Below are 14,309 nucleotides of genomic sequence, written 5' to 3'. Positions count from 1 at the left end.
GCTGTCGCCGCAACACTCAACAACCGACCACGTAAGACACTCGGCTGGCAAACCCCCGCCGAGGCCATGAACGAGCAGCTACTGTCAGTACAAAGCAGCGTTGTTGCGACGACCGGTTGAATACGGGTTGTGGCCCGCAATCAGAATGGAGGCCATGAGTGACCTCGACGAGCTGACCCGCCAGGCCGTCCAGAAGCTGGAACCGCGCCGCCACGGTGTGGTCGTCGCCGCGCTGGCCGGCGACACCACCGAGATCCGCGGCAGTGGGGGCCTGACCGCGAGTTCCCGCCTCGAGATCGGCTCGGTGACCAAGGTCTTCACCGCTCTCACCCTGGCCCGTCTCGTCGAGGCCGGTTCGGTCGGCCTGGACCAGCCGCTGAGCGACTTCCTGCCCGCGCCGGCCGGGATCACGCTGCGCCATCTGGCCCAGCACACGTCGGGACTGCCGCGCCTGCCGAAGGGGCTGATGCTGCGGGTCCTGCTCCGCCGCGGCATGAAGGATCCGTATGTGGACTGCACCACGGACTTCCTGATCGAGAACCTGTCCCGGGTCCGGCCGGGCGAGCCGGGCAAACGCTTCCGGTACTCGAACTTCGGCGCCGGCCTGCTGGGCCTGGCGCTGGCGCGCCACACCGGCCTCGGCTACGGCGAGCTGGTGGCCCGGGAGATCCTCCACCCGCTGGGCCTGACCGGCACGGGCATCGGCGGCCCCGTCGTGCAGGGCCACAAGGGCAACGGCACCACCCCCGCCGGGCCGTGGAACCTCGCCGACCTGGCCGGTGCCGGTGGCCTCCGCTCGACCGTCACCGACGTGGTCGCGTTCGTGCGCGCCCACCTGGAGGACTCGGTGCTCACCCCGGCCGTCGCGGTCGCGCTCGGCGCCGAGCACCGGGTCAACCCGATCATGTCGGTCCGGCTCGGCTGGATGGCCCAGCGCCTGCACGCCAGCCAGGGCGGCCACCTGCAGATCTTCCACAACGGGCAGACCGCCGGGTGTTACTCGTTCGCCGGGTTCGACCCGGAGAAGCGGGTCGGTGTGGTGGTGCTCAGCGACACGTCGCGGCCGGTCGACAACGTGGCGCTGGAGCTGCTGAAAGGGCTGCGCTCACGGGCGTGACAGCCGGCGCATCGAGCGGAGGTAGAGCTGGGTCGCGATCTCCTGGCCCAGGACGGTGAGCGGCCCGCCGATCCGGGCCAGCGCCGTCGCCGGGCGGGAGAACGCGGTGATCCGGAACCGTACCCGCCCGGCGCCGGTCAGGTGCAGGACGAACGCCTCCTCGCCGGACTCCGGATGCCCGCGCAACGTGCCGTAGGCGAACCCCTGCCGGTCGGGCTGGTCGATCCGGTAGACGACCCGGCACGGCGCGGAGAGCCGGAACGGTCCGGCCCCGATCCGGATCACGGCCGGGACACCGGGCGCGGCCGGGGCCGGAGCGTCGACGGACAGGCCGGCGCCCCGGTGCATCCGCCAGGACATCAGCGCGGCGGCGGCCCGGTCGAATGTCTCCCGGCCGGCGCCGATCTCCACGTCCCGCAGCACGTGGCGGTACCCGGACGGCAGGGGCGCGGCCCGGGTCGCGCCGACCTCGGCGTAGGTGAAAGGAGTGTTCAGCAACATCGAGTTCAGGCTAGGCGACCGCAGGTCCGCGAGCACTGTCCATTGATGATCGCCATCTTGATATGGGTGCGGAGATTGCGATGACGGGCGTACCGCGAGAACAATGGCAAACGGTCAGCAATTCGCGAGCGACACGGTGAACCAGATCAAGATCGAAGTGGTTATGACAGTCGGTGGCGCACAGCTGATCTATCGGCAAGGGGTACGGGGATGGCCGGTCACGAACCGCTCGGCAGGGAGTACCTGCTGCACGAGGAGATCGGCCGCGGTGCGATGGCGGTCGTGCGGCGCGCGACCAGCCGGCACGGCGGCCCTCCGCTGGCGGCCAAACTGCTGCGCCCCGAATTGGCCGGTGACCGCCGGGTCCGCGAGCTGTTCCTCCGTGAGGAGGCGGCGCTGCGTGCCCTCGACCACCCGGCCATCGTCGGCCTGCGTGACCTGATCGTCGAGGGCGGCACCCTCGCCCTGGTGATGGAGTTCGTGGACGGGCCTAATCTGCGCCGTTACCTGTCGTTCCGGGGCGGCCGGCTCACCCCGCCCGAGGTCGTCGCCGTCGCCGCGCAGACCGCTACCGCCCTGGCCGTCGCGCACGAGCGCGGGGTCGTCCACCTCGATCTGAAGCCGGAGAACCTGCTGGTCCGGCGTGGCTCGACGCCGCCGGAGATCCGGATCACCGACTTCGGGGTGGCGGTGCTGCTGAACGACGCCGACCACGGGGCGGCCGGCGGCACCCCCGGATACACGGCGCCGGAGATCTTCCAGGGTGGGCCGCCGACCCCCGCGGCGGACGTGTGGTCGCTCGGGGTCCTGCTGCTGGAGTTGACCACCGGCCGGCCCACCGGAGACCCGTCGGCCCTGCCCGGTCCGCTCGGCCCGGTCGCCCGGGACTGTCTCGCCGCCGATCCGCGACGACGTCCACCGGCCCGCCGAGTGGCCTCCTACCTGCGACAGTTCGCCGCCGGCCAGGTCGGCGGGCGGCCGTTCAGCTCGCCGCCGGTGCCGCCGGTCTCCGGGCCGCCCACCGCCGGCCGGACGCCGTCCGACGAGTTCGAGCCGACCACCCTGTCGCTGGGGTTCCCGCCGCCGCGACTGCCGCAGCCCTCGTTCCCACCGCCCGCGCCCCCGCAGCCGCCGCGTGCCGCGTTCGTGGGGCCTCGCGACACGATCGGGCAGTGGGCGGGGCGCCTTCCCGAGACCGGCCCCTACCAGCCTGTCGTGCCGGCGCCACCGCCGCCGAGCCGCGGTCCGTCCCGCTGGCGGCGCGGCCCGCTCGTCACCCTCGGCGCCGCGGCCCTGGTCGCCGCCGTGATGACCGGCCTCAACCTGAGCGCCGACGCCGGCGCGCGCACCAGCAGTCTGGTCACCCAGGTCAGCGTCCCGCCCGCGGTGTCTCCGGTGGAGGCCGGGCCGTCCGCCTCGTCGGCCGCCTCGCCCGGCCCGGCGCAGACCCTGCCGCCGACCAGCGAGGTCGCCGTGCCGCCGCTGAACACGCCCGACGCGGAGAGACTGCGGGTCACGATGGCCGGCAAGGTCGACGACGACGCCGGGACCCTGGCCATCTCGATCCGGGACGGGCAGGCCATCGCGTACATCTGCGACGGCGACCGCCTCGAGGCGTGGCTGAAGGGCACCGCCCAGAACGGCCTGCTCAACCTCACCGGAAAGAAGGACAGCAAGATCACCGGTTTGTTCGACGCCAACCGCGCGGCCGGTGAGATCACCGTCGAGGGCCGGGCGCACCGCTTCGAGATCGGCGTGGTCCGCAAACCGTCCGGCCTCTACCGCCTGGCCGGTCAGGTCGGCGGCGCCAAGGTGGCCGGCTCCTGGATCGTCCTGCCCGACGGCCGTCAGGTCGGTGTCCTCATCCGCGGCGAAGGCGAACAGGTCGGCCCCGCCCCGGTCCTCGACGTCGCCAACCGCACCACCACCGTCGACGGCGCCACCGTCACCGGCGCGACCACCATCGACGTCGACACCGGGGAGGGGTTCTGACGTGGAGGCCGCGACCCTGCTCCGGCCGCGTGCCTGGCTGCCCCTGGCCGCCGGAGTGGGGGTCGCCGTCGTCCTCGGCGTCTACGGCCGCCTCCACGATCCGATCGGCGCCTCCGACGTGGACTTCTTCCTCAGGGTGCAACTGCTGAAGGTCTGGCTGGCCACCGGTGTCGCCGTCCTCCTGGGCGTCCAGTTGTTCACCGCACTGGCGATCTACGGGGTGATGCCGTCGGCGTCGTGGATCCCGGCGCTGCACCGCTGGAGCGGCCGAACCGCCCTGCTGCTGTCGGTGCCCGTCGCGGTCCACTGCCTCTACGTCTTCGGGCTGCGCGGCGACACCCCGCGGGTGCTGGCGCACTCACTGCTCGGGTGCCTGCTCTACGGCGTGTTCGTGACCAAGATGCTGCTGCTCAGCCGGCCGGGCGACGGTCGCGGCTGGGGCGTCCCGGTGGCCGGCGGCCTGCTGCTCACGGCCGCGGCGGGGGTGTGGCTGACGTCCGCTCTCTGGTTCTTCACCACTATCGGCACACGCTGGTGAAGATCCGGCGACGGTACGAGGTGCGAGCGCTCCCGCCGCCGCGGCGGAACCGCGGTGGAGTGTCGTTCAGCCGCGGTGGAGCAAGAGCCAGGCGTCGGCGGGGAAGAGGCGCTGGGCGACGGCCCAGGTCGTGCGGGTGTAGTAAGGGCGGGCCGACGCCGCGTCGATGATCCGCGGGTCGGTCGCCCGGAGGTCGGCGCCCTTCCACCGGAGGGTGCAGCCACCCGCGGCGAGCACGTTGCGGACCCAGTTGGTGCCGGCGCCGAAAGGCAGGTTGATGATGTAGCCCTCCGGGGTGGTGACGATGGCGACGGGCACGGTGAGGTCCCGGCCGCTCTTGCGGCCACGGTGATGGACCACCGCCCACAGCGGGAACCAGCGTCGCCCCGCCAGCGCCGCGGCGACGGGCGCGGTGGCGCGGGCGAATTTCCAGGACGTGTTGGCGGGAGCCACGGAAGTCATGCCCCGATCGTCCGCCCGTGGACGGCCCCCGCGCGTCCTGGCCCTCCGTCAGGCGCCGTGACGGTTTTCCGTCATCCGGCCCCGCCGTGACGATCCCGGCCGCGGCAGCGGGGTCAGCCCAGCGTCAGGCGGACGGCGTCGCTGCGCCCCCGGGCGCCGAGCTTGCGGTAGATCGCCGACAGGTGCCGTTCGACGGTGTGCACCGCGATCCCCAACCGCCGGGCGATCTCGGTGTTCGAGTCGCCGGCCGCGAGCCGCCGCAGCACCTCGTGCTCGCGCGGCGTGAGGCTGCCCGCGCCCGAGACCGGTCGGCCCACCCGCCCGCCGGTCACGAAGTCGGCGACGAGGTTCTCGATGAACAGCGTCGGTGTCGAGCCCGGCAGTTCCACGAGCCGGGCGTCCGGCAGCGCCTGGGCCAGCCTGCGGGACGCCTCGACCGGGATCCGCTGCTCACCCTGGCGGTGCAGGATCAGCGCCGGCGCCCGGACCGCGGCGACTTCGCCGGTGACGTCGATCCGGCCCGCCGCCTCGAACCAGGCCTTGGCGACCGGTGCGGTGGTGGCGGTCCGGAACGCCTCCGCGGTCCACCGGCCCGACGCTGCCGAGTCCCAGCCGAGCCAGGCGGTCGCGGCGGCGTCCGCGAACAGGCCCCAGTCCTGGTCGATCAGCGAGAGCAGCGCCTGCGTCTGGGCCGGCAGCATCGCCTCGCGCAGGCGTGGCGTCCCACCGAACAGGACCAGGCGCTCGACCCGTTCGGGCGCTCGGGCGGCGAACGCGATCGCCGTCGTCACCGAGTGGTAGAACCCGAGCAGGGACGCCTGTGTCAGCCCGGCGGTGTCCAGCACGGCGTGGAGGTCGCGCAGGTGGGCGTCGACGCCGAGGTCGTCGAGGTCGATCCGCCGGTCCGAGGTGCCGGTGCCCCGGCTGTCGTAGAGCACCACCGTCATCCGCTGGGACAGGCCCAGGTAGGCGGCTCGCAGGGCCGGGATCCGCCACTGGGCGACGATGTTGCTCAGCGACGGCATCCACACCAGCGGCGGTCCCTGCCCGAAGACCTGGTAGCCGATCGTCACGCCGTCCGCGGTACGGGCGAATCGCACCTCGGGCTGACTGTCCACCCGCCCAGTATCGCGTAGCCGTGGGCACGGCAGCGGCCCGTGACGCCGGGGCCGCCCGGTCGCCGGGCCGGCTGTGCCCCTCGCCGCTGCGGCAGCGGGGCATATTTGTATCCATCTGAGGTCAGGCAGGTGCGGGGCCGCGCCGGGCGGGCCTCGACTTTACGCCGCCAGGCGCGGTGCGCTCCCTCAGAGGTTCTTGAGCATGTCCTCGAAATCGGCGCTGAGGGCGAACGGGTCGGTGACCACCGCGGGTTCGCGGCGTTCGACCTCGCGGGCCAGCTCGGCCGCGGCGCGCTCGATGCGGCCGCGCAGCGGGCCCTCGACCGAGTCGGCGCCCCAGTCGTCGCTGGCCGCGAAGACCGACGTCGGGATGATCGCCGCCCGCAGGTAGGAGAAGAGCGGCCGCAGCGCGTGTTCCAGGACCAGCGAGTGGCGGGCCGTTCCGGCGGTCGCCGCGAGCAGGACCGGCTTGTCGGCCAGAGCGTCCTTGTCGAGGACGTCGAAGAACGACTTGTAGAGGCCGCTGTAGCTGGCGGAGAACACCGGGGTCACGGTGATCAGGGCGTCGGCTGCGGTGACCGCCTCCTGGGCGTACCGCAGCTCGGTCCTGGCGAAACCGGTCAGCATGTTGTCGGTGATCTCGTGGGCCAGGTCGCGCAGCTCGATGACCTGGACATCGAGGTGCACGCCGAGCTGGGCGGCGGCCCGCACCGCCGTCGCCGACAGCTGGTCGGCGAGCAGGCGGGTCGACGACGGCTGGCTCAGGCCCGCGCTGATGACGACGAGCTTGCGCTGTTTCATGCCTGAACCTCTTCCTTGGCGTTCTTCTTCGCCAGCAGGGCGGCGTGCGTGGGCGCGTCCGGCACGTGGGCCGGCTTGAGGGCGGCGAACTCCTTGCGGAGCACCGGGACGACCTCTTCGCCGAGCAGGTCGAGCTGCTCCAGCACCGTCTTGGTCGGCAGGCCGGCGTGGTCGAGCAGGAACAGCTGGCGCTGGTAGTCGCCGACGTAGTCACGGAAGCCCAGCGTGCGGTCGATGACCTGCTGCGGGCTGCCGACGGTCAGCGGCGTCTCACGGGTGAAGTCCTCCAGGGACGGGCCGTGGCCGTAGACGGGGGCGTTGTCGAAGTACGGCCGGAACTCCTTCACGGCGTCCTGGCTGTTCTTGCGCATGAACACCTGACCGCCGAGGCCGACGACGGCCTGGTCGGCGGATCCGTGGCCGTAGTGCTCGAACCGCTGGCGGTAGAGCTGGACCATGCGCTGGGTGTGCGACGCCGGCCAGAAGATGTGGTTGGCGAAGAACCCGTCGCCGTAGTAGGCGGCCTGTTCCGCGATCTCCGGGCTGCGGATGGAGCCGTGCCAGACGAACGGCGGGATCTCGTCGAGCGGCCGCGGCGTGGAGGTGAAGCTCTGCAGCGGGGTGCGGAACTTGCCCTGCCAGTCGACGACGTGCTCGCGCCACAGCTTGTGCAGCAGCGCGTAGTTCTCCAGCGCGAGGGGGATGCCGGCGCGGATGTCCTTGCCGAACCACGGGTAGACCGGGCCGGTGTTGCCGCGGCCGAGCATCAGGTCGACGCGGCCGTCGGCGAGGTGCTGCAGCATCGCGAAGTCCTCGGCGATCTTCACCGGGTCGTTGGTGGTGATCAGCGTGGTGGCGGTGCTGAGCTGCAGCGTCGACGTCTGCGCGGCGATGTAGGCGAGCGTGGTCGTCGGCGAGGACGAGAAGAACGGCTCGTTGTGGTGCTCGCCGAGCGCGAAGACGTCGAGGCCCACCTCCTCCGCGTGCTTCGCGATGGTGACGATGTCCTTGATGCGCTGGGCCTCGGTCGGGGTCCGGCCGGTGGTCGGGTCCGTCGTGATGTCGCTGACGCTGAAGATTCCGAACTGCATGACCCGCTCCTGGACTGCTCGGCCGGGGTTCTTACGTCCCGGACTGTCCCGTACAACTCCCTTGACTCCGCAACTATTTCAGATTCAAAGAACTGCCGCTGCGGCGGGGGTCACAGCTGAAGCCCTCGACCGGCTCGAGTAGTCGCTCCTCACCCTCCCGCCTGGGCGTGCCGCTCCAAGATCACCCGTAGCGCCAATTTCGCTCCGATGTTCCTCAAGGGCCGGTCCGGGGGAGGGGTGAAGCTTTCCAAGCAATTGCTTGACATCGAAAGGCGCGCATCCAAGACTCCAAGCATGTCTTTGGAATCTGGTCACCGGATGGTGGGTGATCCCATGGTCTTGCGGGCCCTGGCTCACCCGCTGCGTCTCAAGCTGCATGCGCTGGTGGGCCGGGAGGGGGCCATCACGGCGGCTGAGGCGGCGCGTCAGCTCGGCGTGAGTCAGGCCCTCGCCTCGCATCACCTTCGCCAGCTTGCGAAGTACGGATACGTCGAGCCAGCCGAGGCGGGCGACAATCGGGAACGTCCCTGGCGGGTGACGGCCACCTCGCAACAGTGGGATCCGGGCGACTCCACCGAAGCGTGGGAACAGGTCGATCTGATCGAGCGGTTCCTGGTCGAACGCAGCGCCGCTCAGCTCGCCGACTGGCAGCAGCGGCGCACCGCCGACGATCCGCGCTGGTCGGAGCACACCGGGGTCTCCCAGAACCTGGTCTACCTCACGGTCGAGGAGATGGCCGCACTGTCCCGGGCGTGGGATGAGCTGATCACGCCGCTGGCCCGCCGCCGTCCTCTCGGCGACGCGCAGAGCCGCCCGGCCGATGCCATCCCGGTCGACATCACCCTCGTGGCCGTGCCGGTTCGGCCCACCGCATCGGAGGGCTGACAATGCGCAGGCTATGGGCGTTCCTGGCGGGGAACCGAGACTATCGGCTACTGGTGTCCGCGAATTTCGTCTCGTCGACCGGCGATTGGATCCTGCGCACCGGCCTGGCGTATCAGATCTATGCCCTCACCGGATCCACGATGGCGTCGGCGGCCGCCGTGCTGGCCGCCCTGGTCCCCCGGATGGTGTTGGGCTCCATGGCCGGTGTGTACGCCGACCGCTGGGACCGACGGCGCACCGTCATCGTCACGAACCTGCTGCTGGGCCTGTTCTTGCTACCGCTGATCGCCGTCCACGGACCCGGCCAGGCCTGGATCGTCTATACGGTCCTGGCCGGCCAGAGCTGTCTCGCGCTGCTCTTCTCCACCGCCGAGGCGGCCCTCGTCCCCGCAATGGTCGCCGAACACGACCTGGTGACCGCCAATTCACTCAACGGGCAAGCACGCGACGTCGCACGGCTGACCGGCGCGGCGCTCGGCGGCGTCGTCGTGGGAGTGGGCGGCATAGCGCTGCTCACCGTCGTCGACGTGGCCACCTACGCGGTCGCCGCCGCGCTGCTCGCGTTGATGCGGCGACACGGCGGCTCCTCACCGGCACCGGCTCGACCACCCCGCCTGATTCAGGAGTGGGCCGACGGCCTGCGCATCGCGGTTTCCAGCCGGACATTGAAAACCATCATGGTGTTCACCCTGATCACCGGCATCGGCGAAGCCGCGATGAGCACCCTGATGGCGCCCTTCGTGCACGATGTACTGCACGGCAGCGCACAAACCTACGGCACGATCATGTCCGCGCAGGCCATCGGCGGCATCATCGGAGGCCTCCTCACGACGATCTACGGCCACCGCTTCGCGCCCCGGCACCTGCTCGGCTACGGCGCCGTCGTCTTCGGCCTGCTCGACCTGGCGCTGTTCCTTTACCCGCTGGTCACCCGCTCCCCGTGGCCCGCGGTGATCCTCATGGCCGTCGTCGGGCTGCCTGGCGCCCTCACCATGGCCGGCCTGATGACGATCTTCCAAACCGCCACCGACGACAGCCACCGCGGCCGCGTTTTTGGAGCACTCGTCACCCTCGACTCCGCCGCGATGCTCGCAGCCACGGCAGCCGCAGGCACCCTCGGCCAGCGCCTCGGCATCGTCCCCGTCATCGCGGTCCAAGGCGTCGGCTGCTGCCTCGCCGGCCTGCTGGTATTCGCCCTTCTGCCGCGGGCTCACCCCGCGGCGCAGAACAGCACACCCTCACTGCCTCATGAAGCCGACGCCAGTGCCCGGTAGCCGCCGCAGTCATGACGACACTCGCCGGTAACTCCGCCCCTCGGGTCGGGTCAGCTAATAGCAGGGCCTCGACACCGGGTGGCGCTGATCGAGGGGTTGACCCCATAGAAAGATCATCTTTATATTGGCCGGCATGTCCGCACCCATGCGTGAACCCACGTTCTGGATCCTCGCCGCGCTGGCCCCAGAACCCCGGCACGGCTACGGGGTGATCCGAGAGGTTGCCCGGCTCTCCACCGGTCACCTCACCTTGCAGGCCGGCACCCTGTACGCCGCGCTCGACCGGCTCACCGCGCAGGGCCTGGTCGAGCCGGACCGGGAGGAAGTCGTGGACGGCCGGCCCCGACGCTACTACCGGCTCACCAGCGACGGCGCCGCCGCACTGGACGCGGAGGCCGAGCGGCGGCAAAGAAGCGCCGAGGCGGCGACCGCACAACTCGCGGCCCGCCGTCGTTTCGGTCTGGGTCCGGTGTCGCCGTGAGCAGCCTGGCCCGCCGGTACACCCGCTGGGTGCGCTTCTATCCGCCCGGACCACGCCGGGCCGAGCTGCTGGGCACCCTGCTCGAGTGCGCGCCGCCGGAGCGTACCCGGCCGACCGCCCGTGAGGTGGGCAACCTGGCCCGGCACGGATTGCGCGCCCGGCTGGGCCGCCCGAAGAGCACCGGGGTGGTCGTGCTGGCCACTCTGGTCACGCTGGTCTGCGGCCTGTTCGGTGCGGCCGCCGCGACCCGGGTCGGCTGGGAGTTCGCGCCGTCGTTGCCGGCCGGCGCGGAGTCGACAGCGCTCGCTGCCACCGTCTTCCCCGGCCAGCAGGTGTGGGGCGGCGGCGACACGCGGCTCTTCGACATGTACATCATCGCGGACGGAACGTCGCAGTACGGCTCCGTCGATTACTGGGTGAAGCACACCGCGCAGACCCGGGACGTGCACACGTACGCACGAGGCGCCCGTGATCGGCTGGCCGCGGCCGGCTGGCTGATCCAGGACGGCGCTGCGGACGGCGAGTCGGTCGAGTTCTCGGCGACTCGAGGCGGGCTCTTCCTCACCTATTCCGCCTACTACCAGCCGGATCGTCCCTGGTACGACTCCGACGGAGTGACCAGCTTCGAACTGAGCCGCGCGTCCGCGCCGTCGTGGCTGCCCTGGGTGGCCGTGGCGGGCGGAGGGCTCGCCGCGGCCACCGGCTGGCTGATCTTCGGCTGGGCGAGCCGGCGCAGCGAGGGCGCCATGCTCCGGACCGGGTTCGGTGCCGCCCTCACCGGGCTGACGCTCGTCGTGGCGGCGCTCTGTGCCCAGCTCGCCAGCGGGTACTACCCGCCGTCGCCACGGCCCGAGGACGAGGCGTTCTGGGCGATGCTGTGGAATCTGCACGACGAGTGGTCCCTTGTCGTGCTGCTCCCGGCGCTCGCCGCAGTCACTGCGGCGGCCCTGCCGGGCCGCAGGCAGGTCGCCGTGTGGGCGACCCTGACGGTGGTCATGGTGGGCGCGGCGAGCAACGTGCCGATCTGGCTGCGCGGGTCGTGTACGCCGTCCGGGCCACCGCCGAATCCGTCCGCCGAGGACGCCGCCGGCAGTAATCTGGCCCGTGTCTTCGTCCATCAGGACTCGACCGATGAGCAACGCAACCTGGCCGAGGCCGCGATCAACCGGGTGTGGGGCGCCGGCGCCTCGTCCTTCCACTACGACCCGACCAGCGCGGAGTACCGGTACGCGTACTGCGACGGCCGGCGGCTGGCCGGTGAATCCGGCAACCGGATGCCGTACTTCTGGGAGGTCGCCGTGTCCGGTCCGAACAGGTTGCCGGCGCTGGTGGCCGAGGTTGAGCATCTGCCCGGCGTGGCAGCGGTAAGGCTGGGCCGGCCCTACTGGACCTTCACGTAGTTTCCTGCCTGAAATCAACGGCAACGCTGGTCAACCGGCTGATAACGCGAGCGGCGCGACCGCCTGTCGACATCGGCTCTGAGGCCCTGCGCTGGGGATGATGGGCACCGAGACCTCGGTGCAGTGGGGCAACAACCGGATGGACGCGGCCATCATGAACGGCGGGTCCTACTGGAACGGCGCCGTCTACGGCGGCAGGGTCGACGGCACGGCCTGGGCCGTCGGCGGCCAGCTGGCGGTGGCGGTGGGCAACAGTGTCTGTTCCGACGGTTCGTTCACCAAGAAGAACTGCAGCGCGACGATCAGCGCGATCAACGCCTGCCTGAACCTGAACGACAACGGGACGATCGTGCGGGTCTGCGACCAGGCGCTCGCCGACTCCACCTCGGGCCGGATCGTGCAGCACGGCGACAGCGGCGGACCAGTCCTGCGGCACACCACCACGTTCGAGGAGGCCGTCGGTGTGGAGCTGATCAGCGGCGGCAATGACAACGGCCGGCACATGAACTTCACGCAGATCCAGGACTTCTCGTCGACGTTCGGCGTCAACGTGGTGACCGGCCGGCCCTGCTGCTGACCGGCGGGGGCCGGGCCGCGGAGGCCCGGCCCCTCACCCGCCGTGCACGAGCCTCCTGCCGTTCAGCGGCTCCGGCAGCCCGACGCCGACGATGGCGTTGTGCCGCCCGCCGCTGGGGCAGGGGCTGCGCGCGGTGCCCCAGACCGTGACGGTGACCGTCTCCGACGTGGACGTCACCTCAGCGCCGGTGGGTGTGCGGCAGTCGGCGCCGGGCACGACGACGAGCAGTTGCCGTCCCGGCGGCTCGCTGCCTTCGAGCTGCCACGGCAGGGCCACCGCGCCCGGGATCGGCCCGGACACCGCGGGCAGCGTGGACAGCGGTACGGGCGGCTCGGTCTCCCTCGGCTCGCTGCTCGCGCATCCGCCGGCCAGGCCGACGGTGAGCACGACCGAGCCGAGACGGCTGAATGGCACATGCATGCCTCCCCCTTGTCGGATTCCGTAGTCCGCCGCACGGCTGACCGCAGTCCTCTGCACTACTCCCCGTTCTAGGGCAGCCAAGCTGTAAGCGCGGCTGTGATGAGCAGCATGACGGGCAGGCCCCAGCGGGTTACGGCGATGAGAACGCGTGGGGTGGAGAACGGTTCAGATCCGGTGCGTGGATCGATGATCCGATCAGCGAAGATTCGATGGGAGGCGGTAGGCCACCACGCGGCGGCCAGTAAGAACAAGCCGGCAGTCAGTAGTACCCACCCGGATGCGTACTCGGTCGGCGTACGCCACAGCACTGCGGGAACGCCGGTCTTGCAGCCGTTTCGGTCATCGTCATCGACGATCACGCACGCCTCCTGCGGAGGCCTGCGACCATGACGAGCCAGGCAGTGGGGAGTGGGGTTCGCGCCGCGCCAAGCAGGTGAGGTATGGAGTAATGGCTGGCGTCTCGGGTCGGATGGGCAGAGGTGTTGTGGATCTCGACGCTGTGATCGGTTCGCTGGACTGGGCGTGGGAGTCTTCACCACCGCAACAGGACCCGGCCCGGGTGAAGGCGGCGTTGCACTCGATCGCCTCGGGTCAATCGGAGGTCGCGGTGGCGTGGGCCGTAGCCGCGTTGCAGGACGCGGCAGGTAACAGCCACGCCGCGGTGCTGTTTCCGGTGGCTGCTCCGGCAGCGGCGGTGATGTTGGCGGTGGCGGGGCGTTGGCGCGCCGAGGCGCGTGCGCAGGCTTTGGTCAGCCTGGCAGAGATGCTGGAAACCGAGGTTCTGCCTGGGTATGACAGCTACGAACGCGATGGCGTGATGGTCGACGTGGAGCAGGTCATCAAGGGGCATGTTCGCAACGCCCTGCCGCTGTTGCGGTCGATTGCCGCCGGTCCGCAGCCGTGGCAACACAATCGTAGGCTCGCCCGGTCACTGATCGAGCTGAGTACCGATGACGCGTGAGGGTTCGGTTACTGGCGCACTGGCCGGCTGACCGAGTTCGGGGTACTCACGCCGGGACGCGGCCAGTCTGGGGAACTGCCTCTGGACCGTAGCTTGGTCGCCGAAATCGATGGGTTGTCCTACCAGATCCTCCGGCCCGTCAGGGTCGCAGCCGAGCGGCCACGTGCCGCTGACGACGACATGCGCCTCGGTGAGGAACTCGCCGAACCATGGCGCGCGAGCGTTGCCCGCATCCGCGGCGAGATCCGCGAGGCTGTCCGGCTCCCGAGCGATCCGCTCGACCGCCGTGTGGCCGTACGAGATGATCCAGTCCTGGATATGGCCGAGGTCTTCCTCCTCGACCGGACCGAGCAGCACGCAAGCCGCGTCGGTCACCGGCCACGAGAAGAGCCGAGATCTTGCGCGTTCCCAAAGCAGGACGAACTCGACGACCTCGGTTGCGTCGAGCGCGCGTAGACGGCGGAACAGGCCGCGCGAGACGAGTTCGGTGTTGTTCCCGCTCTCGTGCCGACATTCCGCGATCAGCGCCCAGAACGAGTCGTCGTTCACGAACGGACCGTAGCAGCCAAGGTGTCAGGCATACACGCTCTGTGGAACCGCGACGGCGGCATCACGTCGGACCCGCTCGCGTTTCGCCGGACGGCCCCTCGACCTCCCGGGGCGGCTCCCCTAAAGTGTCGGTCACGCCACG

The 14,309-nt window shown here is 70.7% G+C and carries 17 protein-coding genes and 1 pseudogene; 10 read left to right on the top strand and 8 right to left on the bottom strand.

Annotated features, from left to right (window positions below; translation table 11 throughout):
• Positions 1-120: pseudogene (locus QLQ12_RS27985) on the top strand (IS30 family transposase); the annotation flags it as partial.
• Between the two features lie 34 nt (positions 121-154).
• Positions 155-1,117 carry a serine hydrolase domain-containing protein gene (locus tag QLQ12_RS27980; RefSeq protein ID WP_282763505.1) on the top strand — a complete coding sequence of 321 codons (963 nt, stop codon included), beginning with the start codon at positions 155-157 and terminating at the stop codon, positions 1,115-1,117.
• Here the strand turns inward: QLQ12_RS27980 and QLQ12_RS27975 are convergent.
• On the bottom strand, positions 1,106-1,618 hold the full coding sequence (locus tag QLQ12_RS27975; RefSeq protein ID WP_282763504.1) for a DUF1990 family protein: 513 nt from the start codon (positions 1,616-1,618) through the stop codon (positions 1,106-1,108). The two genes, QLQ12_RS27980 and QLQ12_RS27975, sit on opposite strands and share 12 nt — an antisense overlap.
• A gap of 210 nt (positions 1,619-1,828) precedes the next feature.
• Between QLQ12_RS27975 and QLQ12_RS27970 the strand changes: the two genes are divergently transcribed.
• Complete coding sequence (locus QLQ12_RS27970) at positions 1,829-3,610, top strand: serine/threonine-protein kinase (RefSeq protein WP_282763503.1); 1,782 nt, start codon at positions 1,829-1,831, stop codon at positions 3,608-3,610.
• A 1-nt stretch (position 3,611) separates the two neighbouring features.
• Positions 3,612-4,148, top strand: a complete 537-nt coding sequence (locus QLQ12_RS27965; RefSeq protein WP_282763502.1) for a DUF6529 family protein — start codon at positions 3,612-3,614, stop codon at positions 4,146-4,148.
• A gap of 66 nt (positions 4,149-4,214) precedes the next feature.
• On the opposite strand, the gene QLQ12_RS27960 is transcribed toward QLQ12_RS27965, so the two are convergent.
• The 4 genes from QLQ12_RS27960 to QLQ12_RS27945 form a co-directional block, all read right to left on the bottom strand.
• On the bottom strand, positions 4,215-4,610 hold the full coding sequence (locus QLQ12_RS27960) for a nitroreductase family deazaflavin-dependent oxidoreductase (RefSeq protein ID WP_282763500.1): 396 nt from the start codon (positions 4,608-4,610) through the stop codon (positions 4,215-4,217).
• A gap of 113 nt (positions 4,611-4,723) precedes the next feature.
• Positions 4,724-5,728: an alpha/beta fold hydrolase gene (locus QLQ12_RS27955; protein WP_282763499.1), complete on the bottom strand. Its 1,005-nt coding sequence runs from the start codon at positions 5,726-5,728 to the stop codon at positions 4,724-4,726.
• 186 nt (positions 5,729-5,914) lie between these two features.
• On the bottom strand, positions 5,915-6,529 hold the full coding sequence (locus QLQ12_RS27950; RefSeq protein WP_282763498.1) for an FMN reductase: 615 nt from the start codon (positions 6,527-6,529) through the stop codon (positions 5,915-5,917).
• Entirely contained in the window at positions 6,526-7,620 is a 1,095-nt protein-coding gene (locus QLQ12_RS27945; protein ID WP_282763497.1) for an LLM class flavin-dependent oxidoreductase, read from the bottom strand. The genes QLQ12_RS27950 and QLQ12_RS27945 overlap by 4 nt, the downstream gene beginning before the upstream one ends.
• A gap of 207 nt (positions 7,621-7,827) precedes the next feature.
• Between QLQ12_RS27945 and QLQ12_RS27940 the strand changes: the two genes are divergently transcribed.
• The 5 genes from QLQ12_RS27940 to QLQ12_RS27920 all read left to right on the top strand — a co-directional run bounded on the left by QLQ12_RS27940 (position 7,828) and on the right by QLQ12_RS27920 (position 12,237).
• Positions 7,828-8,505, top strand: a complete 678-nt coding sequence (locus QLQ12_RS27940) for an ArsR/SmtB family transcription factor (RefSeq protein WP_282763496.1) — start codon at positions 7,828-7,830, stop codon at positions 8,503-8,505.
• A gap of 2 nt (positions 8,506-8,507) precedes the next feature.
• Positions 8,508-9,779 (top strand): MFS transporter, encoded by a 1,272-nt coding sequence (locus QLQ12_RS27935; RefSeq protein WP_282763495.1) that lies wholly within the window; start codon positions 8,508-8,510, stop codon positions 9,777-9,779.
• 133 nt (positions 9,780-9,912) lie between these two features.
• Entirely contained in the window at positions 9,913-10,260 is a 348-nt protein-coding gene (locus QLQ12_RS27930) for a PadR family transcriptional regulator (protein ID WP_282763494.1), read from the top strand.
• On the top strand, positions 10,257-11,660 hold the full coding sequence (locus tag QLQ12_RS27925) for a hypothetical protein (protein WP_282763493.1): 1,404 nt from the start codon (positions 10,257-10,259) through the stop codon (positions 11,658-11,660). The genes QLQ12_RS27930 and QLQ12_RS27925 overlap by 4 nt, the downstream gene beginning before the upstream one ends.
• A gap of 100 nt (positions 11,661-11,760) precedes the next feature.
• Positions 11,761-12,237: a chymotrypsin family serine protease gene (locus QLQ12_RS27920; protein ID WP_282763491.1), complete on the top strand. Its 477-nt coding sequence runs from the start codon at positions 11,761-11,763 to the stop codon at positions 12,235-12,237.
• A gap of 33 nt (positions 12,238-12,270) precedes the next feature.
• Here QLQ12_RS27920 and QLQ12_RS27915 read toward each other — a convergent pair whose 3' ends face one another.
• Positions 12,271-12,657, bottom strand: a complete 387-nt coding sequence (locus QLQ12_RS27915) for a hypothetical protein (protein ID WP_282763489.1) — start codon at positions 12,655-12,657, stop codon at positions 12,271-12,273.
• A gap of 68 nt (positions 12,658-12,725) precedes the next feature.
• Entirely contained in the window at positions 12,726-13,016 is a 291-nt protein-coding gene (locus QLQ12_RS27910) for a hypothetical protein (protein WP_282763488.1), read from the bottom strand.
• 125 nt (positions 13,017-13,141) lie between these two features.
• Here QLQ12_RS27910 and QLQ12_RS27905 point away from each other — a divergent pair, with 125 nt between their 5' ends.
• Positions 13,142-13,618, top strand: coding sequence for a hypothetical protein (locus tag QLQ12_RS27905; RefSeq protein ID WP_282763487.1), 477 nt, complete (start codon positions 13,142-13,144; stop codon positions 13,616-13,618).
• Here QLQ12_RS27905 and QLQ12_RS27900 read toward each other — a convergent pair.
• Positions 13,586-14,167, bottom strand: a complete 582-nt coding sequence (locus tag QLQ12_RS27900) for a DUF4240 domain-containing protein (protein ID WP_282763486.1) — start codon at positions 14,165-14,167, stop codon at positions 13,586-13,588. The two genes, QLQ12_RS27905 and QLQ12_RS27900, sit on opposite strands and share 33 nt — an antisense overlap.
• Between the last annotated feature and the right edge of the window lie 142 nt (positions 14,168-14,309).

The organism is Actinoplanes sandaracinus (assembly GCF_030009775.1).
GTDB classification, from domain to species: Bacteria; Actinomycetota; Actinomycetes; order Mycobacteriales; family Micromonosporaceae; genus Actinoplanes; species Actinoplanes sandaracinus.
Note: the sequence above shows the minus strand (reverse complement) of the source record. Positions and strands in the feature narration are given on the sequence as shown.